Below are 23952 nucleotides of genomic sequence, written 5' to 3'. Positions count from 1 at the left end.
GGGACTCCTACTGAGCGGCCTCGAAGAGCGAGAGGACTTCGGGCTGAGGGTCGGTCAAGGTCAGGGTGACGACGGGGCGTCCGTGGTCCGCGAGCACCGCGGCGTCGCCGGCGGCCTGTGCGGACACCAGCTCGGCGAAGGTGAACGGCCGGCCGGGAATGGCCACGTCGGCGTCGGTGCGCTCGGTGATCTGGAGGAACACCCCGGTGGCGGGTCCGCCCTTGTGGAACTGGCCCGTCGAATGCAGGAAGCGCGGGCCCCAGCCGAACGTGGTGGGGCGACCGGAATCGGCGGCGACCATCTCGCGCAGTCCCGCCAGCTCGGGCAGATCCACCCGGTCGACGTATGCCTGGATCGCGACGTAGCCGTCGGTGCCGAGCCGCGACCACAGGGCATCGAGGACGCCCGCGATCGTGCCGGACGCGGCCAGAGCCGGGTCGGAGACGCGCACCTCGACGCCGTCGACCGCGAACGCCGGTGCCGTCGGCTCCGGCCGATGCTCGAGCAGGCCGCGTGCCGCGGCCTTGGCGGCCTCGACATCGGGCTGGTCGAACGGGTCGATGCCGAGGATGCGGCCGGCGATCGCGGTCGCATACTCCCAGACGACGAACTGCGCCGCCAGCGATCCGCTCACGAGGATCTCGCCCTCGTGGCGGCCGAAGAGGTGGAACTCGTCGGCCTCGTCGACGATCCGCAGGATCTGCAGATCGTCCGGACGGCTGTCGAGCTCGGGGGAGACCGGCAGGAGGACGACGGGCAGGATGCCGGTGCCGGCCTTTCCCGTCGATTCGGCCAGCAGCTGCTCGATCCAGTCCGGCAGGCCCTGGATGTGGGTGCCGTCAGACACCAGGCCGAGCTTGTCGCGGCGCGGCGAGCCGCCGGCGATCGCGGCGGCGAGGACGAGCGCCGGGTTCTCGGGGCTGTCGATCGCGACCTCGAGGAGCGTGGCATCCGCCTCATCGAGCAGCTCGTCGAGGTCGACGCCGGCGAGGCCCGCGGGGACCAGCCCGAAAGCGGTCAGCGCCGAGTAGCGTCCGCCGACGGTCGGATCCGCGTGGAAGACGCGGTAGCCGTCCGCCTGCGCGGAGCCGTCGAGCGGTGACCCCGGGTCGGTGACGACGACGATGCGCTCGGCGGGATCGATGCCCGCGTCGCGGAAGGCCGCCTCGAAGGCGCGTTCGGCCGAGTCCGTCTCGACGGTCGATCCGGACTTGGACGAGACCACGAGCACCGTCTGCGCGATGCCGCCGCCCTCCTCGTCGCCCTCGAGCGCGGCGAGCACCTGGCCGGGAGCGGTCGCGTCGAGGATCACCAGCGGCACGCCTGCGGTGCGCGCGATGACCTCGGGCGCCAGCGACGAGCCGCCCATGCCGGCCAGCACCACGCGGGTCAGCCCCTTCTCGACCAGCTGCGCCCGCAGCGCGGTGATCTCGGGGACGAGCGGCCGGGAGACCGAGACCGCCTGCACCCAGCCGAGTCGCCGGGCGGCCTCGGCTTCGGCGTCAGGACCCCACAGAGTGGGGTCCTGTGCGGTCACGCCGGAGGCGACCAGGTCGGCGACGAGCCCGGGGAGGGTCTCGTCGACGACGGCCTTGACATGCCCGCTGACGCGGATGTCGAAGCTCACCGGGCTCCGCCCGCCGATGCCAGCGCCTGCGCCACGGTGTCCTGCAGCTCGTGCCAGGAGGTGATGAACTTCTCGACGCCCTCGTCCTCGAGCACCTGGGTGACGTCGTCGAAGTCGATGCCCACCGATGCCAGGCCGTCGATGACCGCGTGCGCGTCGGCGTAGGCGCCGGTGATGGCGTCGCCGCCGATCACGCCGTGGTCGAAGACGGCCTCAAGCGTCTTCTCGGGCATGGTGTTCACGGTGCCCGGTGCGACCAGCTCGGTCACGTAGAGCGTGTCGGGCAGCGACGGGTCCTTGACCCCGGTGGAGGCCCACAGCGGACGCTGGGTGTTGGCCCCGGCATCCACCAGTGCCTTCGCACGGTCGCCCGCGAACTCCTTCTCGTACAGCTCGTACGCCAGGCGCGCGTTGGCGATGCCGGCCTTCGACTTCAGGGCCGCGGCCGCGTCGGTGCCCACGGCGCCCAGGCGCTTGTCGACCTCGGTGTCCACGCGCGAGACGAAGAACGAGGCCACCGAGTGGATCTGCGTCAGGTCGTGGCCGGCGGCCTTGGCCTTCTCCAGCCCGGTCAGGTACGCGTCGATGACCTCCGCGTAGCGGGCCAGGGAGAAGATCAGCGTGACGTTGACCGAGATGCCCGCGGCGATGGTCTCGGTGATCGCTTCCAGGCCCGCCTTGGTCGCGGGGATCTTGATGTACGCGTTCGGGCGGTCCACCGTGCTCCACAGCTGGGCGGCCTGGTCGATCGTGGCCTGCGTCTCGTGCGCGAGGTCGGGGGAGACCTCGATCGACACGCGGCCGTCCTGCCCGGCGGTGGCGTCGTAGACGGGGCGGAAGATGTCGCACGCGTCGCGCACGTCGGTCGTCGTGATCTGGAAGATCGCGTCGTCGGCGTTCGAGCCGGCCGCGGCGAGCTCGGCGACCTGGTCCTGGTAGCCCTCGCCGTGGCTGACGGCGTTCGCGAAGATCGTCGGGTTCGTGGTCACGCCCACGACGTTGCGGTTCACGATCAGGTCGGCGAGGTTACCGGTCGTGATGCGCTTGCGGGACAGGTCATCGAGCCAGATGCTCACGCCCTGCGCGGACAGCTGCTGAGTGGGAGTGGTCATGCGTTCTCCTTGAGGGTCTCACGGGCCGCCGCGACGACGGCCTCGGCGGTGATGCCGAACTTCTGGAACAGCGTCTTGTAGTCGGCGGAAGCGCCGAAGTGCTCGATCGACACCGAGCGGCCGCGGTCGCCGACGATGTCGCGCCACGACAGGGCGAGACCCGCCTCGACCGAGACGCGGGCCGTCACCGATGCGGGCAGGACCTGCTCGCGGTAGGCCTCGTCCTGCTCGGCGAACCACTCGAGCGACGGCGCCGAGACCACACGGGCCTTCACGCCCTCGGCCTCCAGCGTCTCGCGGGCGGCGACGGCGAGCTGGACCTCCGAGCCGGTGCCGATGAGGATCACATCGGGCGTTCCGCCGCTGGCCTCGGCCAGGATGTACGCGCCCTTCGCGGTGCCGGCGGCCGAGGCGAACGTGTCGCCGGATGCCGCGCCCTCGCCGCGTGCGAACGTGGGGACGTTCTGGCGGGTCAGCGCGATGCCGACGGGGCCGCCATGACGGCGGAGGATCTCGAGCCAGGCCTGCGCAGTCTCGTTCGCGTCTGCGGGCCGGACCACCGACAGGTTCGGGATCGCACGGAGAGCCGCGAGCTGCTCGATCGGCTGGTGGGTGGGGCCGTCCTCGCCGAGGGCGACGGAGTCGTGCGTCCAGACGAAGGTCGACGGGATATTCATCAGCGCAGCCAGGCGGACGGCCGGGCGCATGTAGTCGCTGAAGATCAGGAACGTGCCGCCGAACGCCCGTGTCGGGCCGTGCAGCGTGATGCCGTTGAGGATCGCCGCCATCGCGTGCTCGCGGATGCCGAAGTGCAGCACGCGCCCGTACGGGTTCGCGTTCCACTCGTGCGTGCTCCACTGCCGCGGGTTGAACGAGCCGCCCTCGGCGATCGTGGTGTTGTTCGACTCGGCGAGGTCGGCCGAGCCGCCCCACAGCTCGGGGAGGACCCCGGCGAGCGCATTGATCACCTTGCCGGAGGCGGAGCGGGTCGAGACGTCGGTGCCGGCTTCGAACACGGGCAGCACGTCGTCGACGCCGTCGGGCAGCGCGTGCGCCTCGAGGCGGTCCAGGAGGGCCTTTCGCTCGGGGTTGGCCGCGGCCCACGCGTCGAAGCGCTCCTGCCAGGCGCTGTGCTCGGCGGCGCCGCGCTCGACGAGCTCGCGCGTGTGGTCGATGACCTCGTCGGCGACGTCGAACGAGCGCTCCGGGTCGAACCCGAGCACCTTCTTGGTGGCGGCGACCTCGTCGGCGCCGAGCGCCGAGCCGTGGATCTTGCCGGTGTTCTGCTTGCCGGGGCTCGGCCAGCCGATGATCGTCTTCAGGATGATGATCGACGGCCGGTCGGTCTCACCCTTGGCCGCCTCGACGGCCGCGTAGAGCTCCTGCACGTCCTCGACGTACTGGCCCGTCTTCTTCCAGTCGACGGTCTGCACGTGCCAGCCGTACGCCGCGTAGCGGGCCGCGACGTCTTCGGTGAACGCGACGTTCGTGTCGTCCTCGATGGAGATCTGGTTGGCGTCGTAGATCACGACGAGGTTGCCCAGCTGCTGGTGGCCGGCCAGCGACGACGCCTCGCTGGTCACGCCCTCCTGCAGGTCGCCGTCCGAGGCGATGACATACACGAAGTGGTCGAACGGCGAGGTGCCTGCCGCGGCCTCCGGATCGAACAGCCCGCGCTCGTACCGCGACGCGTAGGCGAAGCCGACCGCCGACGACAGTCCCTGGCCGAGGGGACCGGTCGTGATCTCGACGCCCTTGGTGTGGCCGTATTCGGGGTGGCCCGGAGTGAGCGAGCCCCAGGTGCGCAGCGACTCGAGGTCCTCGAGCTCGAGGCCGAAGCCGCCGAGGTAGAGCTGGATGTACTGGGTGAGCGACGAGTGGCCGCAGGAGAGGATGAACCGGTCGCGGCCGATCCAGTGGGTGTCGGACGGATCATGCCGCATGACCCGCTGGTACAGCAGGTAGGCGGCCGGAGCCAGGCTCATCGCGGTGCCGGGGTGGCCGTTGCCCACCTTCTGCACGGCGTCTGCGGCGAGGACGCGGACGGTGTCCACGGCTCGCTCGTCGATCTCTTCCCAACGCAGTTCCGACACGTGGCTGCCTTTCGTAGAGGGGGAGCACCCTGGACGACCGGCGGACGAAGCGTCGCCAGCGCCGGTCCGGCACAGGGCGCGCGCGTAAGGCCAGCTTACTCATCCCACCGTGCCGTGAGTCAGCGGATGACATCGTCCGCACAGCGGCCGCCGATAGACTTGTGAGATTGGTCTGCCGGTGCCGTGCGCCGCTGTTCCGGGGAGGATCGTCATCACCACGACAACCGACGTGACCGTCGTCCGCACGCCGCGGACGCCTCTGCGACGCACCGTGCGCGCCTATTTCCTGCTCACCAAGCCGCGCGTGATGGAGCTGCTGCTGGTCAGCACGATCCCGGTGATGTTCCTCGCCGCGCGCGGGCTGCCGAACCTCTGGCTGGTGGCGGCCACCGTGCTGGGCGGGGCGATGTCGGCCGGATCGGCCGCCGCCTTCAACATGTACCTGGACCGCGACATCGACGTGCGCATGCATCGCACCGAGAACCGGCCGCTGGTGACCGGCGAGGTGTCGCCGCGCGGCGCGCTCGTCTTCTCCTGGACGCTCGCGGTCGTCTCCACGGTGTGGCTGCTGGTGACGACCAACTGGCTGGCCGCGGCGCTGTCGGCGTTCGCGATCTTCTTCTACGTCGTCATCTACACGATGATCCTCAAGCGCCGCACCGAGCAGAACATCGTGTGGGGCGGCATCGCCGGCTGCTTCCCGGTCCTGATCGGCTGGGCGGCGGTCACCGGTTCTCTCGACTGGGCGCCGTTCGTCCTGTTCGTCGTCGTCTTCCTGTGGACACCGCCGCACTACTGGCCGCTGTCGATGAAGTACAAGGACGACTACGACGGCGTCGACGTGCCGATGCTCGGCGCCACACGGGGCGCCGAGCAGGTCGGTCTTCAGGTCATCCTCTACACGTGGGCGACGGTCGCCTGCTCGCTCCTGCTGATCCCGATCGGGCACATGGGGCTCGTCTACACGGTCTCGGCGCTGGTGTTCGGCGGCTGGTTCGCGTATGAGGCGCACGTCCTCTACAACCGCGCGGTGCGCGGCACCGCCGCACAGCCGATGCGGGTCTTCCACGCGTCGATCACGTATCTGACGCTGCTGTTCCTGGCCGTCGCGGTCGACCCGCTGCTGCCGTTCTAGGCGGTCGGGGCGCCCACCGCCGCGGTCGCGTCGGCGTCGGCGTCGCTCTCGTCGAGTTCGGCGGCCGCGGCCTGCCAGTCGATGGCCTCGGGAGCGGTGGCGGCGGCCTTCGGGCGGAGCCCTGCAAGGGCGGCGACGGTCAGCGTCAGCAGCAGGCCGATGACTCCTGCGGCGCAGATCGCACCGGCGACGATGACGGCGGGCTGCCCGACGTAGACGTCCACCCCGGTGGCGGTGTTGTCGGTGAGGGCCTTGGTCATCCAGTCGAGCTCGATCTTCATCATGAGCGCGCCGCCGATGACGGCGCCGAGGGAGACGAGCAGGAGAAGCCAGAACGGGATGTTGCGGACGAGACGGGGACGGATGGGCATGTGTCGATTCACTCCTGGGATGTCGCGACCCGGGTGGCCGCGGCATCCCACGATGCCAGTCCCTCTTCGGAGAACGCGATGCGGACCCTATGCGTGGGCGATGGGCCTCTTCAGGTGCAGCACCAGCGCCGTCATCGCGGCGGTCGCCAGTCCCGCCAGGATCATGTGGATGCCGACCGACAGCGCCGGCAGGCCCGCGCGGGCCTGGTAGACGCCCACCGGGATCTGCACCACGAGCACGATCAGCAGCAGAACGGCCCAGCGCAGCGTCGGCAGCTTCTGGAACGACGCCACCGCGGTGAGGATCGCGACGAGGGCGAACAGCGCGTAGCCGGGGACCGAGTGGACGTGCGCGAGGACCTCCGCGCTCCAGCCGTGCCGGACGATGGCCGAGTCGCCCGAGTGCGGGCCGGACGCGGTGGTCAGGATGCCGATGATCAGCGTGACCGCGAGGAACAGCGTCGTCACATGGGTGAGGATCATGTACCAGCGCGGGACCGCGAGCTCGCGCGGGCCGGGCTCGGTCTTCGCACGGACCAGGAAGGCGGCGGTGACCGCCACGAGCGCCAGCGTCGCGAAGAAGTGGAAGCCCACGATCCAGGCGTTGAGCCCGGTGAGCACGGTGATGCCGCCGACGACCGCCTGGGCGAGGATGCCGGCGACCACGATGACGGCCATCACGAACAGGTCCCTGCGGGTGCGGCGCATCCGCAGCACCAGCAGCAGCACGGCGAGCCCGGCAAGCCCGACGACACCGGTCATCAGGCGGTTGCCGAACTCGATGTAGGAGTGCAGGCCCATGCCCGGCACCGGCACCAGCGAATCGGGGGCGCACAGCGGCCACTCGCAGCCGAGCCCGGAACCGGTCAGCCGCACGGCGCCGCCGGTGCCGATGATGATCACCTCGGTGATGAACGAGATCCAGGCCGCCACCATCACCCGACGGTCGACGCGGTCGGGCAGCCAGAGCCACAGACGATGCCGCAGGGACGTGCGTTCGGTGACGGTCTGATCGGTGGACATCGTGTCGGAGCCTCCTGGGTGCTCGCCGGGCGCAAGCGCGGCTCCGACCCGACTGTCGGGTGGAGCCTATAGAATCGAGGGGTCGGATGCGGCGCACGAAGGGTCGCATCACTGACAGTCTAGGCGCGCAGCGCGCGTCGCCAGAGCGGACCCGGAAAGCGGCATCCTCCCCACCACACTCCCGTGGGGACCGAGGTTGCCGGGACGGATGACACCGTTGCGGTCCATTGAGGAGAGTGTGTGACGTCATGTCCGATGTTCTGATCGAACGCCCCGAGCTCGACGGTCTGGGGGTGTACGAATTCGGCTGGCACGATGACGACATCGCCGGTGCCAGTGCGAAGCGAGGGCTCACCGAAGCCGTCGTCCGCGACATCTCCCGGATGAAGAACGAACCGGAGTGGATGCTGAAGGCCCGCCTCAAGGGCCTGGCGCTGTTCCAGCGCAAACCGATGCCGACGTGGGGCGCGGATCTCAGCGAGATCGACTTCGACAACATCAAGTACTTCGTGCGCTCCACCGAGAAGCAGGCGGAGAGCTGGGAAGAGCTCCCGGAGGACATCCGCAACACCTACGAGCGTCTGGGCATCCCCGAGGCCGAGCGCCAGCGCCTGGTCGCGGGCGTGGCGGCTCAGTACGAGTCGGAGGTCGTCTACCACCAGATCCGTGAGGACCTCGAGGCCCAGGGCGTCATCTTCATGGACACCGACACGGCCCTGCGCGAGCACCCGGAGTTCTTCGAGGAGTACTTCGGCACGATCATCCCGGCCGGCGACAACAAGTTCGCCGCGCTGAACACCGCCGTGTGGTCGGGCGGCTCGTTCGTGTACGTCCCCAAGGGCGTGCACGTCGAGATCCCGCTGCAGGCCTACTTCCGGATCAACACCGAGAACATGGGCCAGTTCGAGCGGACGCTGATCATCGCCGACGAAGACTCGTACGTGCACTACATCGAGGGCTGCACCGCCCCGATCTACAAGTCCGACTCGCTGCACTCGGCCGTCGTCGAGATCGTCGTGAAGAAGAACGCCCGCGTGCGGTATACGACGATCCAGAACTGGTCGAACAACGTGTACAACCTCGTCACCAAGCGCGCCATCGCGCACGAGGGCGCGACCATGGAGTGGGTCGACGGCAACATCGGCTCCAAGGTGACCATGAAGTACCCGTCGATCTTCCTGGCCGGCGAGCACGCCAAGGGCGAGACGCTGTCGGTGGCCTTCGCGGGTCCCGGTCAGCACCAGGACGCCGGCGCGAAGATGATCCACCTCGCGCCCTACACGCAGTCGTCGATCATCTCGAAGTCGATCGCCCGCGGCGGCGGTCGCTCCGGGTACCGCGGCGAGGTGCGGGTGGAGCCGAACGCCCACCACTCCGCCAACACCGTGCGCTGCGATGCGCTGCTGGTCGACACCATCTCGCGCTCCGACACGTACCCGGCCATCGACATCCGCGTCGACGACGTCGAGCTCGGCCACGAGGCCACCGTGTCGAAGGTGAGCGCCGAGCAGCTCTTCTACCTGCAGTCCCGCGGCGTGCCCGAGGACGAGGCGATGGCGATGATCGTGCGCGGCTTCATCGAGCCGATCGCGCGCGAGCTGCCGATGGAATACGCACTGGAACTGAACAAGCTCATCGAGATGGGCATGGAAGGATCGGTCGGCTAGATGGCGGCCACGACGACAGCGTCCGAGCAGGCACCCGCCGCTCGGACGGAGGAGAACCACGCACACGTCGACCCGGCGGCACGCCTGACCGGCTACGACGTGCCCGTCCAGACCCGGTCCGAGCGGCTGCGGTCGTACGACCCCGCCGACTTCGCCACCCCGACCGGGCGCGAGGTCAACTGGAAGCACACGCCGATGAACCGCATCGGTGCCCTGCTCGACGCGACCGCCGGCGACGCCGACGCCGTGTCGGTGACCGTGACCGGTGCGCCGGTGGGCACGCTCGCGATCGGCGAGGCGCCCCGCGGCACCGCCTTCGAGCCGGAGGACCTGCCGTCCGCGATCGCGTGGGCCGCGGCATCCGATGCCCGTCACGTCATTCTGGACGGCGAGCCGGCCGAGCCCGTCGTGATCGAGGTCGCCGGCCGCGGCGGCGTCGCGCACGAGCACCTCGTGATCGAGGCGCGCCCCAACGCGCAGGCGACGGTCGTGCTGCGCCACAGCGGCAGCGTCACGCTCGCCGAGAACGTCGAGATCATCGTCGGCGAGGGCGCGCACCTCAAGGTCGTCACCGTGCAGGAGTGGCAGGACGACGCGATCCACCTGTCGGCGCACCAGGCGCTGGTGGGGAAGGATGCCACGCTCCGCCACTTCATCGTCAGCTTCGGCGGCGACGTGGTCCGGGTGAACCCCAACGTGCGGCTGGCGGGCAACGGCTCGCACGCCGACGTGTACGGCATCGGCTTCTGCGACGCCGGGCAGCACCTCGAGAACCAGGTGTACGTCTTCCACGAGGGCGCCTCGACCAGCGCCGACGTGCTGTACAAGAGCGCACTGCAGGGCGAGCAGGCGCACACCGTGTGGATCGGCGACGTGCTGATCGGTCCCGACGCCGTCGGCACCGACTCGTACGAGGCCAACCGCAACCTCGTGCTCACCGAGGGCGCGCACGCCGACTCGATCCCGAACCTCGAGATCGAGATCGGCGACATCGTCGGCGCCGGCCACGCGAGCGCGACCGGTCGCTTCGACGACGAGCAGCTGTTCTACCTGCAGGCCCGCGGCATCGACGAGGCCGAGGCCCGCCGACTCGTGGTCCTCGGGTTCCTCAGCGAGCTCGTGCAGCGCATCGGCATCCCCGCGCTCGAGTCCGAGCTCATCGCCGACATCGAGCGCGAGCTCGGTGAGGAGACGGAGGCATGACCGTCGCCCGCGCGTGCGGCGTCAGCGAGCTCGAGCAGGACGCGCCGCTGAAGGTGGACCTGGAGGGCCACCCGATCTGCATCGTCAAGGACTCGGCCGGCGAGGTGTTCGCGATCGGCGACACCTGCACGCACGGCAACATCTCCCTGTCCGAGGGGTTCGTGGAAGACGACACCGTCGAGTGCTGGGCCCACGGCTCACGCTTCTCGCTGCGCACCGGCCAGCCCCTCAACCTCCCCGCGTATGAGCCCGTTCCGGTCTACGCCGTCACGATCGACGGCGACGACGTGCTCATCGACCCCAACGTCACTGTTCCCACTTCCGAGAAGGAAAACTGAATGTCTGTCCTCGAGATCCGCGACCTGCACGTCACCGTGGAGACGGATGCGGGGGTCACCCCCATCCTCAACGGCGTGACGCTGACCATCCGCACCGGTGAGACGCACGCCATCATGGGCCCCAACGGCTCGGGCAAGTCGACCCTCGCCTACACGATCGCCGGCCACCCCAAGTACACCGTCACGAGCGGCACGATCACGCTCGACGGCGAGGACGTGCTGTCGATGACCGTCGACGAGCGCGCCCGCGCGGGGCTCTTCCTGGCGATGCAGTACCCGGTGGAGATCCCCGGCGTGACCGTCACGAACTTCCTGCGCACCGCGAAGACCGCGATCGACGGCGAGGCGCCCGCCGTCCGCACGTGGATGAAGGACGTCAAGCAGGCCATGAAGAACCTGCGCATGGACGCCAAGTTCGCGCAGCGCAACGTCAACGAGGGCTTCTCCGGCGGTGAGAAGAAGCGCCACGAGATCCTCCAGCTCGAGATGCTCAAGCCGAAGATCGCGATCCTCGACGAGACCGACTCGGGCCTCGACGTCGACGCGCTGAAGATCGTGTCGGAGGGCGTGAACCGCGCCAAGGACGCCACGAACCTCGGTGTGCTGCTGATCACGCACTACACGCGGATCCTGCGCTACATCCACCCCGACTTCGTGCACGTGCTCGTCAAGGGCCGTGTCGCCGAAGAGGGCGGCCCCGAGCTCGCCGACCGCCTCGAGGAGGAGGGCTACGACCGCTACCTCGAGGGCGAGCCCGAGCCCGAAGCGTCGATCGACGCGTAGACTCGAGCCATGGCAGCGACGCTGACACCCGAGAAGTATGACGACGTCATCGAAGCGCTGAAAGACGTGATGGACCCCGAGCTGGGGGTCAATGTCGTCGATCTGGGGCTCATCTACGACCTCGCATGGGATGACGAGAACGATGCTCTCGTCATCCACATGACGCTGACCTCGGCGGGCTGCCCGCTCACCGACGTCCTCGAGGAGCAGACGGCCCAGGCGCTGGACGACGTCGTGGAGCGGTTCCGCATCAACTGGGTGTGGATGCCGCCGTGGGGCCCCGAGAAGATCACCGATGACGGGCGCGACATGATGCGCGCGCTCGGCTTCGCCATCTGACACCGTGTGACGGCGGGTGGATGACCCACCCGCCGTGCCGGTTAGGCTCGAGGGGTGACCGTGACACCGCTCGAAGCCCTGCCCGTCGAACGACTCCGTGAGCGTTCGAGCACGAAGTGGCGGACGTACCCCGACGACGTGCTGCCGCTATTCGTGGCGGAGACGGATTTCCCGCTCGCGCCCGGCATCACGAAGCGGCTGGCGACGGCGGTCGAGCTCGGCGACACCGGCTACACCCCGCCGGACCCGGGCATCCGCGGCGCGTTCGCGGCCTTCGCGCAGCGCCGCTTCGGGTGGGATGTGCTGCCCGCGCGGGTGCGCTCGACGTGCGACGTGATGATGGGCGTCACCGAGATCCTGCGCGCGATCATCGAGCCCGGCGACCGCGTGGTGGTCACCCCGCCGGTGTACCCGCCGTTCTATGACAGCGTGCCCGAGGCCGGCGGCGTGGTCGAGCGGGTTCCGCTCAGCCGCACCGCGACCGGGTGGGAGCTCGACCTCGCCGGCATCGATGCGGCCCTCGCCGACGGGGCGCGGGTCGTGCTGCTGTGCAACCCGCACAACCCCACCGGCACCGTGCACACGCGGGAGAGCCTGGCGGGCCTCGCCGAGATCGTCGAGCGCCACGGCGCCTTCGTCGTCAGCGACGAGATCCACGCCCCGCTCACGCATGCGCCCGCCGTCTTCACGCCGTTCCTGGCGGCCTCGGCGGCCGCGGCGCGCGTCGGGTATGCGGTGACCAGCGCGAGCAAGGCGTTCAACCTCGCCGGGCTCAAGTGCGCGCTCATGGTGACCGCCTCGCCCGAGACGCAGCGGGTGGTGGATGCGCTGCCCGATGAGGTCGAGTGGCGTACCGGCCTGTTCGGAGCGATGGCGGGCGTCGTCGCCTTCGACGAGTCCAGCGACGAGTGGCTCGCGTCTCTGCTTGCGGCGCTCGATCGCAACCGCCGGCTGCTGGCCGACCTGCTCACAGAGCACGTGCCGGGGGCACGGTACGTGCTCCCCGAGGCGGGGTATCTCGCGTGGGTGGACCTGTCGGCGCTGGGCTGGGGGGACAATCCGGCGCGCAAGATCCTGCGCGATGCGAAGGTCGCGCTGCATTTCGGCCCGAAGTTCGGCGCCGAGGGCGCCGGTCACGTGCGTTTCAACATCGGCTGCTCGCCCGAGGTGCTCACCGAGGCCGTGCGGCGCATCGGCGCGCTCGTCGGCTGACGGTCACATCTCCGGGCGGCCGAGCCGCCAGTAGCCCATGAACGCCACGGCGCGGCGATCGACGCCGTGCTCGGCGACCAGGTGCCGGCGCAGCTGCTTGATGGCGCCCGCCTCACCCGCGAGCCATGCGTACAACGGCGCGCTCTTCAGCGCCGCACCGCCCTTCGCCGTGCGGGGCACCTCCCACAGCAGGCTGCTGTCGATGTCGACCTCTTCGACCTCGGCACCGCGGCCGGCGGGCACGAGGGCGGACGCGGCATCCTTCGCCTGCGGCACCAGGTGCGCGTGCCGCTCGTCGCCACGGGCGGCGACGCGGTAGTCGAAGCCCGGATGCCGCGGGAGATAGGCGACGTCATCGGCGTGCGGCACCTCGAGCACCACGGTGCCGCGCGCGTCGGCCGGCAGCTGCTCGAGGATGACCGCGATCGCCGGCGCCGCGGTCTCGTCACCGGCGAGGAGATAGGCCGCGGTCTGCGCAGGGGGCACGAAGTCGATGCCGAAGCTGACGCCCTCGTGCGGCTTGACCGGCGCCAGCAGCAGCACCTCGTCGCCGACGGCCGCGTTCGCGATCCAGGCCGACGCAGGTCCAGTGACCTCGTGCGCGACCATGTCGACATCCACCTCGCGGGCGTCGTTGCGCACCGCGCGGGTCGTGTAGGTGCGGAACGGGGGCCGGGCCGCGGCATCCATCGTCCGCCAGTGGTCGTACCAGTCGGCACCTGTCGGCATGTCGTCCAGGGTCGCCGTCGCGCTCGGGAAGACCACCTTGATGCGCTGGTCGTAGCCGGGGTCGGCGTAGTCGGCGAGGTCGTCGCCCGTGAACGTGAAGCGGCGGAAGCTCGGCGTCACATCGGTGACGGCGGCGACGCGGGCGCGGAAGAAGCGGTTGTCGGTCACAGGGCGGCTCCGGAGGTGGCGGCGGGGGCGGCCACGTGGTGGCGGCCGCGGGGGAGGACGATGGGGGCGCCCGAGACCGGGTCGTCGATCACGAGGCTGTCGAGGTCGAAGACCTCGCGGATGAGGTCGGCGCTCATGATGTCACCCGGGGCGCCCGCCGCGATGATGCGGCCGTCGCGCAGGGCGAACAAGTGGTCGGCGTAGCGCGCGGCGAGGTTCATATCGTGCAGGACCATGACGATCGTGGTGCCTCGCTCGCGGTTGAGATCGGTGAGCAGGTCGAGCACCTCGACCTGGTGCGCGACGTCGAGGAAGGTGGTCGGCTCGTCCAGCAGCAGGATGTCGGTCTGCTGGGCGAGCGCCATCGCGATCCACACGCGCTGGCGCTGGCCGCCCGACAGCTCGTCGATGCTGCGGTCGGCGAGATCGGCGATCCGCGTGGTCTCCAGCGCCTGGGCCACGATCTCGTCGTCGTGCGCGCTCCACCGGGCCAGCATGCTCTGGTGCGGCTGCCGGCCGCGGCCGACGAGATCGGCCACGACGATGCCCTCCGGCGCGACCGGGCTCTGCGGCAGCAGCCCGAGCGTGCGGGCGATCTGCTTGGTGTGCAGCTTCGGCAGCGCCACGCCGTCGAGCAGCACCTCGCCGGTGCGGGGCTTGAGCAGTCGCGCGAGCGCGCGCAGCAGCGTCGACTTGCCACAGCCGTTGGCGCCGATGATCGCGGTGATGGCGCCGGCGGGCACCTCGAGATCGAGACCGTCGACGATCGTGCGCTCGCCGTAGGCGAGGGAGAGGGATGCTGCGGACAGGGTGTGCGACACGGTCACAGTGATGCCCCCGAGCGGTTGAGACGGATGAGGAGGAAGATCAGGAACGGTGCGCCGAGCACCCCGGTGATCACGCCCACCGGATAGCGGTGGTCGAAGGCGAACTGTCCCACGAGGTCGGCGATCAGCACGAGCAGGGCGCCGACGAGGCCCGATGCGGGCAGCAGCGAGGTCGACGGGCCCACCAGACGCGCAGCGATGGGGCCTGACATGAACGCGACGAAAGCGATCGGGCCTGCCGCCGACGTGGCGAAGGCCAGCAGGGCGACGGCCGCGACCAGCGCGATGATGCGCGTGGCCTGCGTGTGCACGCCCAGACCCGTGGCGGTGTCGTCGCCGAGGCGGAGCGTCGACAGGGTCCGCGACTGCGAGAGCAGCGCCGGCACGAGCACCGCGGAGGCGACGGCCAGGGGCAGGATCGCGGGCCAGGCGGCCGCGTTGAGGCTGCCGGTCAGCCACCGCATGGCCGCCTGCAGGTCCCACGAGGCCGCCTTCGACAGCGCGTACGTGATGACGCTGTCGAGCATCGCGGCCACGCCGATGCCGATGAGGATGAGGCGTGTGCCGGCGAAACCGCCGCGGTACGCGAGCAGATAGATGCCCGCGGCGGTCACGAGGGCGCCGGCGAGGGCCAGGAGCGACACCGAGATGCTGTCGAGGCCCAGCAGCACGATGCCGACGACCGCCGCGGCGCTGGCGCCCGAGCTGATGCCGATGACGTCGGGGGAGGCCAGCGGATTGCGCAGCATCGTCTGGAACGTCACGCCGGCCGCACCGAACGCGAAGCCGGCGAGGGCCGCGAGCGTCGCGCGGGGGAGTCGCAGGTCGCCGACGGTGAACGAGGCGCCCGGCACGGTCTCGCCGATCAGCACCCGCCACACCTCGCCGGGCGTGTAGAAGGTGTCGCCGATCATGAGGCTGATGGCGAACACGGCGACCACCGCCACGGCCAGGCTCGCGACGACGATGCCGCGGCGGCGCCGGCGACGGCGGCGGCCGGCGACGAGCGCGCGGACGGTCGTGGCGTCCGGTGCCACCACTGCGGCGCTCACAGCTCGCGCACCTTCTGGCGACGGACGATCCAGATGAAGAACGGCGCACCGATCAGCGCGGTGACGATGCCCACGTCGAGCTCGCTGGGGCGGGCCACAAGACGCCCTGCGACGTCGGCGGCGACGAGGAGACCGGCACCCGCGATCGCGGAGAACGGCAGCAGCCAGCGGTGGTCGCTGCCCACCAGGAGACGGCACAGGTGGGGGATGACGAGGCCGACGAAGCCGATCGGGCCCGCGACGGCCGTCGCGGCGCCGCAGAGGATGACGGCGCCCGCCGCCGAGATCAGTCGGGTGCGGGTCACGTGGGCGCCCAGCCCCGCGGCGAGGTCGTCGCCGAGCGCCAGTGCGTTCATGCCTCGTGCGCTGAGGAAGCAGATGATCGCGCCGACGGCCAGGGCGGGCGCGACGAGCCCGATGCGGTCCCAGGTCGCGCCGCCGACACCGCCGATCTGCCAGAACCGGAAGCTCTCCATGGCGTCGGCGCGGGGCAGCAGCACCGCCTGCACCAGCGAGGCGAAGGCGGCGGATGTCGCAGCCCCCGCGAGCGTGAGCTTGAGCGGGGTCGCGCCGCCGGACCCGAGCGATCCCACCGCGTACACGAACACGGCGGCGACCGCCGAGCCGATGACGGCGGCGGCCATGAGCGCACCGGGCGTGGACGCCCCGATCAGGACGATGGTGACGACCACCGCGAGCGCCGCCCCGCCCGAGACGCCCAGGATGCCGGGATCGGCGAGCGGGTTGCGGGTGATGGCCTGCATCGAGGCCCCCGACAGGGCCAGCGCCGCTCCCACGAGCACGGCCAGGGCCGTGCGCGGCAGGCGCGCGACGACGGCGGCCTGGCCGACGGTGTCGGTGTGCCCGCCGAGCGCGGCGATCACATCGGCGAGTGGCACGAAGCGCACGCCGAGCGCGACGGAGGCCACGCACAGCGCCGCCAGCGCGCACACGGCGACCACGAGCCAGCCGGTGCGCGCGGTGCGACTGCGCCGCCGGGCGACGGCGAGCGTCGCGGGGCGGGCGGTCGCGGTGGCGGTCATCTGTCCGAAACCCGTGTCGAGATCAGCGGAGGGTCTTCGCGAGCAGCGCGAAGTAGTCGTGGATGCCCCAGCCGATCGACAGCGGCGACGGGTTCGCGGACGCTGCCAGCGGTGTGTCGTTCTGCAGCACGGCGATGTGGCCGGCCTTGATGGCGGGGATCTTCGAGAGCAGCGGGTCGGCCTGCAGGCTCTTGATCATGGCGTCGGCGTCGTCGCCGTAGGTGACGAACAGGTCGACATCGTCGAACCGGTCGGCCTGCTCCGATGAGACCGTGACGTAGAACTCGTCCGTCTTGGCGGACTCCTCCTTCACGATCTGCGGCTCGGGCATGCCCAGGCTCAGCAGGAAGCCGGGACGAGTGTCGTGGTCGGTGTAGAAGCCGATCTTGCTGTAGTCGGCCGGGTCGATGTACGAGAAGAGGACCTTCGCGTCCTTGAGCTTCGGGAAGTCGGCCAGCGCATCGTCGACCTGCCCGTGCAGCTGGTCGATGAGCGCGTCGCCCTCCTTCTCGAGGCCGATCGCCTTCGCGTCCAGGCGGATCATGTCCTCGTACGAGGTGCCCCATGCGGTGTCGGGGTAGGCCACGACCGGCGCGATCTTCGACAGCGTGTCGTAGTCGCTCTGCGTGAGGCCGGAGTAGGCGGCCAGGATCACGTCGGGCTTCGTGTCGGCGACGGCCTCGAAGTCGATGCCGTCGGTCTCGTCGTAGAGCGCCGGGGTCTCGCCGCCGAGCTCGGCGATCTTGTCCTCGGCCCAGGGCAGGATGCCGTCGTGGTCGTCGTCTCCCCAGGTGACCTTCGCCATGCCCACCGGCACGACGCCGAGGGCCAGCGGCACTTCGCCATTGCCCCACGCGACCGTCGCGACGCGGGTGGGCTTGGAGTCGATGGTCGTGGTGCCGTAGACGTGGTCGATCGTCACGGGGAAGCCGTCGGAAGCCGCAGCCTGTGAGGCGTCGTCGGTCGACGCGGCGGAGCCGCCCGCACAGCCGGCGAGGGCCAGCGAGGAGGCGGCGACCACGGCGAGCGCGGCAAGGGAGAGGGCACGGCGAACGGGCACGGAGGGGCTCCTTCAGAGGGGGAGGGAAGGTTGGTAAGGCTAGCCTAACAGCCCCGCGCGCCGTGTGTCAGGACGCCGGCGTCGCGAGCCCCGCGTCGTACGCGAAGATGACGGCCTGCACCCGGTCGCGCGCGTCGATCTTCGCGAGCAGCTTGCCCACGTGCGTCTTGACGGTCTGCTCGGCGATGAACAGCTCCGCCGCGATCTCGGCGTTCGAGATCGACGGGATGACGGCGGAGGTGATCATGCCGGCCGCCGTGCCGAGAACGACGTACGCGATCGTCCGGGCGTCGCGCGGGATGCGCGGCAGGGCGAGCCCGAGGATGCGCATGCGCCTCATCCTGCCATCTCGGCCGACGTCGCGGGGTCGGCCGCGGCGGCACGGCGCCGGCGGCGCGCGGTGGTGATGCGGTCGACGGCGATGCCCGCGGCGACGGCCACGGCGACCCCGATGACGGCGGCCAGCAGCGGCTGCTCGCCGAGCCAGCTGCCCGCCAGCACGCCGATGACCGCACCGTAGACCGCCCAGAGCACCGCCCCCAGGATGCTGATGGGCAGGAACCGGCGCCACGGGTACCCGAGGGCGCCGGCGCTCATGTCGACGGCGACCCGGCCCACCGGCACATAGCGCGCGCCGATGATGAGGGCCGCGCCGCCGCGGGTGAGAGCCCGGCGGGCGCGCGCGAACGCGGCGGCGACCCGTGGACGGCGCATCCACGCGAAGCGGGTCGTGCCCGCGACCCTGCCCAGCGCATAGGCGAGGTTGTCGCCGAGCACCGCACCCGCGGCGGCGGTCAGGCACAGCAGCGGCACGCCGACGAGGGACCCGGATGCCGCGGCCGCCGCCGCGGCGGCGACCAGGACCGTCTCGCTCGGCACCGGCGGGAAGACGGCGTCGACCGCGGCCACGACGAACATGACGAGCAGCACCCACGGGGAGGCGGCCGCGGCGAGGATGAAGGCGTTGATCAGGTCCACTCCGGAACCATAGGAAGCCGGTGCCGTCCTCGGCATCCCTCTCAGGTATCGACCTCGTCATACCTCGGAGGGGTCTTTGCGATGGGCCTCGTATACTGGGAGGCTGGCCGTTCGGCCGATTTCCCCCATTCCTCCGAGTGAACGGATGTGACCTGTGCTTGCCGTGCACGACCTCGAGATCCGCGTGGGCGCGCGCACCCTCATGGCGGACGTGTCGTTCCGCGTCGCCGCGGGCGACAAGATCGGGCTGGTCGGCCGCAACGGTGCCGGCAAGACGACGCTGACCAAGGTCCTGGCCGGCGACCTGCTGCCCGCCGACGGCCGCGTCGACCGCTCGGGCGAGCTGGGGTACCTGCCCCAGGATCCGCGCTCGGGGGACCCTGACATGCTCGCGCGCACGCGCATCCTCGACGCGCGCGGACTCGGCTCGCTGCAGCTGGGCATGCGTGAGGCGTCGGAGGCCATGGCGTCCGACGATGTGGATGCCGCGGCCCGCGCCATGCGCAAGTATGCGAACCTCACCGAGCGCTTCGAGGCACTCGGCGGCTATGCGGCCGAGGCGGAGGCGGCATCCATCGCCCACAACCTGTCTCTTCCCGACCGGATCCTCGATCAGCCGCTCCGCACGCTCTCCGGCGGTCAGCGCCGGCGCATCGAGCTGGCGCGCATCCTGTTCTCCGATGCCGAGACGATGATCCTCGACGAGCCGACGAACCACCTCGATGCGGACAGCGTCGTGTGGCTGCGCGAGTTCCTCAAGGGGTACAAGGGCGGCCTCATCGTGATCAGCCACGACGTGGAGCTGGTCGGTGAGACCGTGAACCGCGTGTTCTATCTCGACGCGAACCGTCAGGTCATCGACATCTACAACATGAACTGGCGCAACTACCAGCGCCAGCGCGTGGCGGATGAGGAGCGCCGCAAGAAGGAGCGCGCCAACGCCGAGAAGAAGGCGACCGCGCTGCAGCAGCAGGCCGCGAAGTTCGGTGCGAAGGCGACGAAGGCCGCCGCCGCGCACCAGATGATCGCGCGCGCCGAGAAGCTGCTCTCCGGGCTCGAAGAGGTGCGCGCCGTCGACCGGGTGGCCAAGCTGCGCTTCCCGAAGCCCGCGCCCTGCGGCAAGACGCCGCTCATGGCGTCGGGGCTGTCGAAGTCGTACGGGTCGCTGGAGATCTTCACCGATGTGGACCTCGCGATCGACCGCGGCTCACGCGTGGTGGTGCTGGGGCTGAACGGTGCCGGCAAGACGACGCTGCTGCGCATCCTCGCCGGCGTCGACGCTCCCGACACCGGTCAGGTCGAGCCCGGGCACGGGCTGAAGATCGGGTACTACGCGCAGGAGCACGAGAACCTCGACGTCACCCGCTCCGTGCTCGACAACATGATGTCGGCGGCGCCCGACATCACGGCGGTCGAGGCGCGCAAGGTGCTCGGCTCGTTCCTGTTCACGGGCGACGATGTGCTCAAGCCGGCCGGGGTCCTCTCCGGCGGCGAGAAGACCCGGCTGTCGCTCGCGACGCTGGTCGTCTCGAGTGCGAACGTGCTGCTGCTCGACGAGCCCACGAACAACCTCGACCCCGCGTCGCGGGAGGAGATCCTCGGGGCCCTCGCGCACTACGAGGGCTCTGTGGTGCTCGTCTCGCACGACGAGGGCGCCGTCGAGGCGCTGAACCCCGAGCGCGTGCTCATCCTGCCCGACGGCGTCGAAGACATCTGGGGTCGCGACTACGCCGACCTCGTGACGCTGGCGTAGCGTCGGCGCGGCACCGCCGCCGCGGCGTGCTCGCGCTCAGTGCGGGGCGTTGTCGAGCAGCGCATCCTCGTCGGCCGAGTCGCGGTCGCGGCTCTTCTCGCGCTTCTCCCGGATCCGTCGTGCGGAGGTCTCGGCCGCGAGCGCCGCAGCGGCCTCGGGGTCGGTCTGCGCGAGGGCCGCGACGGCCGCGGCGTCTTCCGCCGCCTCACGCCGTGCGCGCCGCTCGGAGCGGATGACGTACCAGATGAAGATGAACCCCATGACGGCGAACATGATCCACTGGATGCCGTACGACAGGTAGGGACCGCTGTCTTCGGACGGGGCCTCGAACGGCTGAGGCATGACGGCGGGTGCGGGGTCTTCGGAGACGAGCTGGCCGAACGCTCCCTGATCGAGGGCGGCGCCGTCGGTGCCGCCGATCTTCTCGGCGATCAGCGGCAGGTGCACGGACGGCACCTGGCCCTCCGGTGCGTCGGCGCCCGAGGCGGGCAGGTTCTGTCCGGGCACGAGGCGCGCGACGACCGTGACGGTGCCGGTCGGCGCGTCGGGGACGGTGTCGGGCGTCGGCTGGCGGTTCCCCGGGGGCTCCCACCCGCGATCGATGAGGAAGACGCGGCCGTCCTCGAGACGCAGCGGCACGATGATCTCGTACGCGGCGGTGCCGTTGTGCACCGTGTTGCGCACGAGCAGCTGCTGGTCGGTGAGATAGGTGCCGGTCATGCGCACCTGTCGCCACTTCAGCCCTTCGGGCAGCGTCTGGCCGGGGGAGAGCAGGTCGTTCAGCGCAACGGGAGCGGTGTCGTAGTTCTCCGCGATGATGGCCAGCTGCCGGGTACGGTCCTCGTTCTTGCTCAGCTGCCAGTGCGAGAGGAACGCGCAGGCGATGGCGAAGACGATGGCGACGCCGATGTAGGCGGTCCAGCGCACCGCGGCGGGTGCGGACTGTCGGCGGCTCATCGGGACTCCTGGGACTCGGGGGTCGGGGCGGTGAACGGTTCGACCGCGACGGGGAAGGCCCGTGCGGCGAGGTAGTCGCGCAGGTAGACGACGTGCTCGTCGCACGCCAGCCAGATCTTGCGGCGGTCGACGGGGTGGATGCGCGGATTGCGCCACACAACCTGCTGGGTGGCGGGCTCGCGGCATCCCGCCCTCGAACAGATCGGGGCGTCGGTCACGACGGGTCCTTCGGCGCGTGGTCGGGATGCGGGATCTCGCGGGTCTCGCGAACCGTGATGACCTCATCGTGCGCGTCGGAGGAAGGGGGCGGTGTCGGATGGGCTTCGAGCTCACGCCCGGGCGGCACCGCGTTGATCGTCTTGCCGTCTTCACCCACGTTGGCGAGGACGACGGCGATGTACGGGAGGAAGATCGCTCCTGCGCCGAAGATCCAGGTCCACCAGCCGAAGGGCTGCACGAACACCATGAGGATGAAGCACAGCACGCGGACGCCCATCATGATGAGGTAGCGCGTGGAGCGTGAATGGACCTCATCGTGCGGTGCGCGCGGCAACGATGTCGTGGATTGGGTGTGGGCGGAGTTCTTCACTGTCCCTCCAGCCTACGCCGAGTGCCTGTGCCGGTCGCCGCTAGGCTGGGTCGCGCATCCATTCGTCCCCACCCGGAGGTCACCCATGTCCGACGACCGAGTCGTCCTCGTCACCGGCGGAAACCGCGGCATCGGGCGCGCGATCGCCGCACGCTTCGTCGCGGCGGGCTACAAGGTCGCCGTCACCGCGCGCAGCGGGGAAGGCCCCGAGGGCACGCTCACCGTGCGGGCGGACGTGACGGATGCCGCATCCGTCGACGCCGCGTTCACCGAGGTGGAGGAGAAGCTGGGTCCCGTCACGGTCGTCGTCGCCAACGCCGGTATCACGAAGGACACGCTGCTGCTCCGGATGACCGAGGACGACTTCGACAGCGTCGTGGACACGAACCTCGGCGGCACGTTCCGCGTCGTCAAGCGTGCATCGAAGGGGATGCTGAAGGCCCGGTGGGGACGCGTCGTCCTCATCTCGTCCGTCGTCGGGCTGTACGGCTCCGCCGGCCAGATCAACTACGCCAGCTCGAAGGCCGGCCTTGTCGGCTTCGCGCGCTCGCTCACCCGCGAGCTCGGCGCTCGCGGCATCACTGCCAACGTGGTGGCGCCGGGCTTCATCGAGACGGAGATGACCGCGGAGCTGCCTGAGGAGAAGAAGGCCGAGTACAAGAAGGCGATCCCGGCCGGACGTTACGCCTCGGCCGACGAGGTCGCCGGCGTCGTCGCCTGGCTCGCCTCGGATGACGCGGCCTACATCTCGGGCGCCGTCATCCCGGTCGACGGCGGCCTCGGCATGGGGCACTAGGGGGCTCGGCGTGAATTCGAAGACGTTGAGCCTGCTCGCCACGGCTGTCGCTCTTGTCGCGGTCGTGCTCTGTGTTGTCGCGGTGGTGCTGTCGGTGCCGGTGCCCGGCAAGATCGCACTGATCGCGGGCGCGGTCGTGCTCATCGCGGGTGCCGGCGCGCTGATCGGTGCGGCGACGACGCAGAAGCGGCGCTCGGCGTCCGAGGACTGACCGGGCCCGCTACGGCTCGCCCGGCCCATCGGGATGCGCGAGGTCGTACGCCCGCGAGAGCTTCTGCGGCACGACCATGCGCCAGGCGTCCACGACGAACTCGCGGGCCTCCGCGGGCTCGAGCGCGGCAAGCTCGGCGTGAACCCAGTGGAATCGCATGTCTGACGCCGACGGCAGCTGGAACTTCTCCGGCTGGCCGCCGACCAGGGCCGCCCGCTCCTCCTTCGGAAAAGCGAAGCCCATCACCCGCTCGTCGGGCGAGAAGGCGACGTAGACCAGCTGCCCGACCCGGAACTTCAGCCGCCCTCGCACACGCACCGGGTACGAGCGCTCAAGCTCGGACCCGAGCGCGCGCACGTCGTCGATGCCTGCCATGACCGTCTCAGCCGTTCGTCTCAGTCGCTCATCGTTCAGAACGGTGGCGCGTCGGGCAGTTCGGGCGTGGGTCTGGTGCGATGGCCGGTGGGGAACTCGAGTTCGATGCTCGCATCGGCCCGGCGTCGGTGTGTGATCTTGGTGACGTCTTTGGTCGCGTGATCGGGATCGCACTCGGGTCCGAGGTTGCCGATGTTCGTCGGGCCCCGCCCGGGGCCGTGGTACTGGCAGTAGTGGTCGATGTCCGCGTCGATCGCGAGCCGGTCGCACCCGTCTCGCACGCAGGTGCCGTGCCAGAGTGCCAGCCATGCCCGCTGCGCGGGGGTGGCTGTGCGGGAGCGGCGGTCCATGTCCAGGATCACCCCGGTGACCGGATCGGTGACGACCCGGGTGAACGCGCCCTCATCGAGGAGGATCTGCCGCGCGGTCGCATCGTCGATGGGGCCCTCGCCGGGGATCTGCGCCTTACGGTTCAGGTTCAGACCCTTGCGACCCGGAACGTGACCGCGCA

General features: G+C 70.3%; 25 protein-coding genes and 2 pseudogenes. 10 read left to right on the top strand and 17 right to left on the bottom strand.

Features of this window, described 5'->3' with window-relative positions; all coding sequences use genetic code 11:
- Nucleotides 1-7: 7 nt before the first annotated feature.
- The 3 genes from ABMQ42_RS06840 to tkt are packed head-to-tail and all read right to left on the bottom strand — an operon-like array spanning nt 8 to nt 4832.
- Complete coding sequence (locus ABMQ42_RS06840) at nt 8-1627, bottom strand: glucose-6-phosphate isomerase (protein ID WP_349722127.1); 1620 nt, start codon at nt 1625-1627, stop codon at nt 8-10.
- Nucleotides 1624-2739 (bottom strand): transaldolase, encoded by a 1116-nt coding sequence (gene tal / locus ABMQ42_RS06835; protein ID WP_349722126.1) that lies wholly within the window; start codon nt 2737-2739, stop codon nt 1624-1626. Before tal ends, ABMQ42_RS06840 begins: the two co-directional genes overlap by 4 nt.
- A complete protein-coding gene (gene tkt / locus ABMQ42_RS06830) occupies nt 2736-4832 on the bottom strand; it encodes a transketolase (RefSeq protein ID WP_349722125.1) in 2097 nt (698 codons plus the stop codon). The genes tal and tkt overlap by 4 nt, the downstream gene beginning before the upstream one ends.
- A 229-nt stretch (nt 4833-5061) precedes the next feature.
- Here tkt and ABMQ42_RS06825 point away from each other — a divergent pair, with 229 nt between their 5' ends.
- Entirely contained in the window at nt 5062-5967 is a 906-nt protein-coding gene (locus ABMQ42_RS06825) for a heme o synthase (protein WP_349722124.1), read from the top strand.
- On the opposite strand, the gene ABMQ42_RS06820 is transcribed toward ABMQ42_RS06825, so the two are convergent.
- Together ABMQ42_RS06820 and ABMQ42_RS06815 are read right to left on the bottom strand one after the other, a co-directional pair.
- Nucleotides 5964-6338, bottom strand: coding sequence for a dinucleotide-utilizing enzyme (locus tag ABMQ42_RS06820; protein WP_349722123.1), 375 nt, complete (start codon nt 6336-6338; stop codon nt 5964-5966). The genes ABMQ42_RS06825 and ABMQ42_RS06820 overlap by 4 nt on opposite strands.
- 87 nt (nt 6339-6425) lie before the next feature.
- On the bottom strand, nt 6426-7361 hold the full coding sequence (locus ABMQ42_RS06815; RefSeq protein WP_349722122.1) for a COX15/CtaA family protein: 936 nt from the start codon (nt 7359-7361) through the stop codon (nt 6426-6428).
- 248 nt (nt 7362-7609) lie between these two features.
- Here ABMQ42_RS06815 and sufB point away from each other — a divergent pair, with 248 nt between their 5' ends.
- Genes sufB through ABMQ42_RS06785 form a run of 6 tightly spaced genes read left to right on the top strand, consistent with a single transcriptional unit; the run spans nt 7610 to nt 12903 of the window.
- Nucleotides 7610-9028, top strand: a complete 1419-nt coding sequence (gene sufB / locus ABMQ42_RS06810; protein WP_349722121.1) for a Fe-S cluster assembly protein SufB — start codon at nt 7610-7612, stop codon at nt 9026-9028.
- Nucleotides 9029-10231 (top strand): Fe-S cluster assembly protein SufD, encoded by a 1203-nt coding sequence (sufD, locus tag ABMQ42_RS06805; RefSeq protein ID WP_349722120.1) that lies wholly within the window; start codon nt 9029-9031, stop codon nt 10229-10231.
- Nucleotides 10228-10569 (top strand): non-heme iron oxygenase ferredoxin subunit, encoded by a 342-nt coding sequence (locus ABMQ42_RS06800; protein ID WP_349722119.1) that lies wholly within the window; start codon nt 10228-10230, stop codon nt 10567-10569. The genes sufD and ABMQ42_RS06800 overlap by 4 nt, the downstream gene beginning before the upstream one ends.
- Complete coding sequence (sufC, locus tag ABMQ42_RS06795) at nt 10570-11352, top strand: Fe-S cluster assembly ATPase SufC (protein ID WP_349722118.1); 783 nt, start codon at nt 10570-10572, stop codon at nt 11350-11352.
- A gap of 9 nt (nt 11353-11361) precedes the next feature.
- The gene (locus tag ABMQ42_RS06790) at nt 11362-11691 is read left to right on the top strand and encodes a metal-sulfur cluster assembly factor (protein ID WP_275279567.1); all 330 of its coding nucleotides are present in this window, start codon (nt 11362-11364) and stop codon (nt 11689-11691) included.
- Between the two features lie 54 nt (nt 11692-11745).
- Nucleotides 11746-12903 carry a MalY/PatB family protein gene (locus ABMQ42_RS06785; protein WP_349722117.1) on the top strand — a complete coding sequence of 386 codons (1158 nt, stop codon included), beginning with the start codon at nt 11746-11748 and terminating at the stop codon, nt 12901-12903.
- A 3-nt stretch (nt 12904-12906) separates the two neighbouring features.
- Here the strand turns inward: ABMQ42_RS06785 and ABMQ42_RS06780 are convergent, their stop codons facing one another.
- The 7 genes and pseudogenes from ABMQ42_RS06780 to ABMQ42_RS06750 form a co-directional block, all read right to left on the bottom strand.
- Nucleotides 12907-13800 (bottom strand): siderophore-interacting protein, encoded by an 894-nt coding sequence (locus ABMQ42_RS06780; RefSeq protein WP_349722115.1) that lies wholly within the window; start codon nt 13798-13800, stop codon nt 12907-12909.
- Nucleotides 13797-14627, bottom strand: coding sequence for an ABC transporter ATP-binding protein (locus ABMQ42_RS06775; protein ID WP_349722113.1), 831 nt, complete (start codon nt 14625-14627; stop codon nt 13797-13799). Before ABMQ42_RS06775 ends, ABMQ42_RS06780 begins: the two co-directional genes overlap by 4 nt.
- The gene (locus ABMQ42_RS06770; protein WP_349722111.1) at nt 14624-15679 is read right to left on the bottom strand and encodes a FecCD family ABC transporter permease; all 1056 of its coding nucleotides are present in this window, start codon (nt 15677-15679) and stop codon (nt 14624-14626) included. The genes ABMQ42_RS06775 and ABMQ42_RS06770 overlap by 4 nt, the downstream gene beginning before the upstream one ends.
- On the bottom strand, nt 15676-16722 hold the full coding sequence (locus tag ABMQ42_RS06765; protein WP_349722110.1) for a FecCD family ABC transporter permease: 1047 nt from the start codon (nt 16720-16722) through the stop codon (nt 15676-15678). The genes ABMQ42_RS06770 and ABMQ42_RS06765 overlap by 4 nt, the downstream gene beginning before the upstream one ends.
- A gap of 22 nt (nt 16723-16744) precedes the next feature.
- Complete coding sequence (locus ABMQ42_RS06760; protein ID WP_349722109.1) at nt 16745-17782, bottom strand: iron-siderophore ABC transporter substrate-binding protein; 1038 nt, start codon at nt 17780-17782, stop codon at nt 16745-16747.
- Between the two features lie 67 nt (nt 17783-17849).
- Nucleotides 17850-17999: pseudogene (locus ABMQ42_RS06755) on the bottom strand (response regulator transcription factor); the annotation flags it as partial.
- A 119-nt stretch (nt 18000-18118) separates the two neighbouring features.
- The gene (locus tag ABMQ42_RS06750; protein WP_349722107.1) at nt 18119-18760 is read right to left on the bottom strand and encodes a DedA family protein; all 642 of its coding nucleotides are present in this window, start codon (nt 18758-18760) and stop codon (nt 18119-18121) included.
- Nucleotides 18761-18914: 154 nt separating this feature from the next.
- Between ABMQ42_RS06750 and ABMQ42_RS06745 the strand changes: the two genes are divergently transcribed.
- Entirely contained in the window at nt 18915-20513 is a 1599-nt protein-coding gene (locus tag ABMQ42_RS06745) for an ABC-F family ATP-binding cassette domain-containing protein (RefSeq protein ID WP_349722106.1), read from the top strand.
- 36 nt (nt 20514-20549) lie between these two features.
- Here the strand turns inward: ABMQ42_RS06745 and ABMQ42_RS06740 are convergent, their stop codons facing one another.
- The 3 genes from ABMQ42_RS06740 to ABMQ42_RS06730 are packed head-to-tail and all read right to left on the bottom strand — an operon-like array spanning nt 20550 to nt 22059.
- On the bottom strand, nt 20550-21470 hold the full coding sequence (locus ABMQ42_RS06740) for an SURF1 family cytochrome oxidase biogenesis protein (protein WP_349722104.1): 921 nt from the start codon (nt 21468-21470) through the stop codon (nt 20550-20552).
- Nucleotides 21467-21688 carry a hypothetical protein gene (locus ABMQ42_RS06735; protein WP_349722103.1) on the bottom strand — a complete coding sequence of 74 codons (222 nt, stop codon included), beginning with the start codon at nt 21686-21688 and terminating at the stop codon, nt 21467-21469. The genes ABMQ42_RS06740 and ABMQ42_RS06735 overlap by 4 nt, the downstream gene beginning before the upstream one ends.
- A complete protein-coding gene (locus ABMQ42_RS06730) occupies nt 21685-22059 on the bottom strand; it encodes a DUF3099 domain-containing protein (protein WP_349722102.1) in 375 nt (124 codons plus the stop codon). The genes ABMQ42_RS06735 and ABMQ42_RS06730 overlap by 4 nt, the downstream gene beginning before the upstream one ends.
- 85 nt (nt 22060-22144) lie before the next feature.
- Between ABMQ42_RS06730 and ABMQ42_RS06725 the strand changes: the two genes are divergently transcribed.
- Both ABMQ42_RS06725 and ABMQ42_RS06720 read left to right on the top strand, forming a co-directional pair.
- Nucleotides 22145-22855 (top strand): beta-ketoacyl-ACP reductase, encoded by a 711-nt coding sequence (locus tag ABMQ42_RS06725; protein ID WP_349722101.1) that lies wholly within the window; start codon nt 22145-22147, stop codon nt 22853-22855.
- Between the two features lie 10 nt (nt 22856-22865).
- Nucleotides 22866-23066, top strand: coding sequence for a hypothetical protein (locus ABMQ42_RS06720; protein WP_349722100.1), 201 nt, complete (start codon nt 22866-22868; stop codon nt 23064-23066).
- A gap of 9 nt (nt 23067-23075) precedes the next feature.
- Here the strand turns inward: ABMQ42_RS06720 and ABMQ42_RS06715 are convergent, their stop codons facing one another.
- Entirely contained in the window at nt 23076-23441 is a 366-nt protein-coding gene (locus ABMQ42_RS06715) for an MmcQ/YjbR family DNA-binding protein (protein WP_349722099.1), read from the bottom strand.
- A gap of 35 nt (nt 23442-23476) precedes the next feature.
- Nucleotides 23477-23952: pseudogene (locus ABMQ42_RS06710) on the bottom strand (hypothetical protein); the annotation flags it as partial.

Source organism: Microbacterium sp. KR10-403, from assembly GCF_040196215.1.
Taxonomy (GTDB): Bacteria; Actinomycetota; Actinomycetes; order Actinomycetales; family Microbacteriaceae; genus Microbacterium.
This window is presented reverse-complemented; position numbering and strand designations above follow the sequence as displayed.

Excerpts from the sequence above, each read along its gene's own strand:
- tal (WP_349722126.1), bottom strand. The coding sequence starts at position 2,739 with ATGACCACTCCCACTCAGCAGCTGTCCGCGCAGGGCGTGAGCATCTGG.
- ABMQ42_RS06820 (WP_349722123.1), bottom strand. The coding sequence starts at position 6,338 with ATGCCCATCCGTCCCCGTCTCGTCCGCAACATCCCGTTCTGGCTTCTC.
- ABMQ42_RS06815 (WP_349722122.1), bottom strand. The coding sequence starts at position 7,361 with ATGTCCACCGATCAGACCGTCACCGAACGCACGTCCCTGCGGCATCGT.
- sufB (WP_349722121.1), top strand. The coding sequence starts at position 7,610 with ATGTCCGATGTTCTGATCGAACGCCCCGAGCTCGACGGTCTGGGGGTG.
- sufD (WP_349722120.1), top strand. The coding sequence starts at position 9,029 with ATGGCGGCCACGACGACAGCGTCCGAGCAGGCACCCGCCGCTCGGACG.
- ABMQ42_RS06800 (WP_349722119.1), top strand. The coding sequence starts at position 10,228 with ATGACCGTCGCCCGCGCGTGCGGCGTCAGCGAGCTCGAGCAGGACGCG.
- sufC (WP_349722118.1), top strand. The coding sequence starts at position 10,570 with ATGTCTGTCCTCGAGATCCGCGACCTGCACGTCACCGTGGAGACGGAT.
- ABMQ42_RS06790 (WP_275279567.1), top strand. The coding sequence starts at position 11,362 with ATGGCAGCGACGCTGACACCCGAGAAGTATGACGACGTCATCGAAGCG.
- ABMQ42_RS06765 (WP_349722110.1), bottom strand. The coding sequence starts at position 16,722 with ATGACCGCCACCGCGACCGCCCGCCCCGCGACGCTCGCCGTCGCCCGG.
- ABMQ42_RS06740 (WP_349722104.1), bottom strand. The coding sequence starts at position 21,470 with ATGAGCCGCCGACAGTCCGCACCCGCCGCGGTGCGCTGGACCGCCTAC.
- ABMQ42_RS06725 (WP_349722101.1), top strand. The coding sequence starts at position 22,145 with ATGTCCGACGACCGAGTCGTCCTCGTCACCGGCGGAAACCGCGGCATC.
- ABMQ42_RS06715 (WP_349722099.1), bottom strand. The coding sequence starts at position 23,441 with ATGGCAGGCATCGACGACGTGCGCGCGCTCGGGTCCGAGCTTGAGCGC.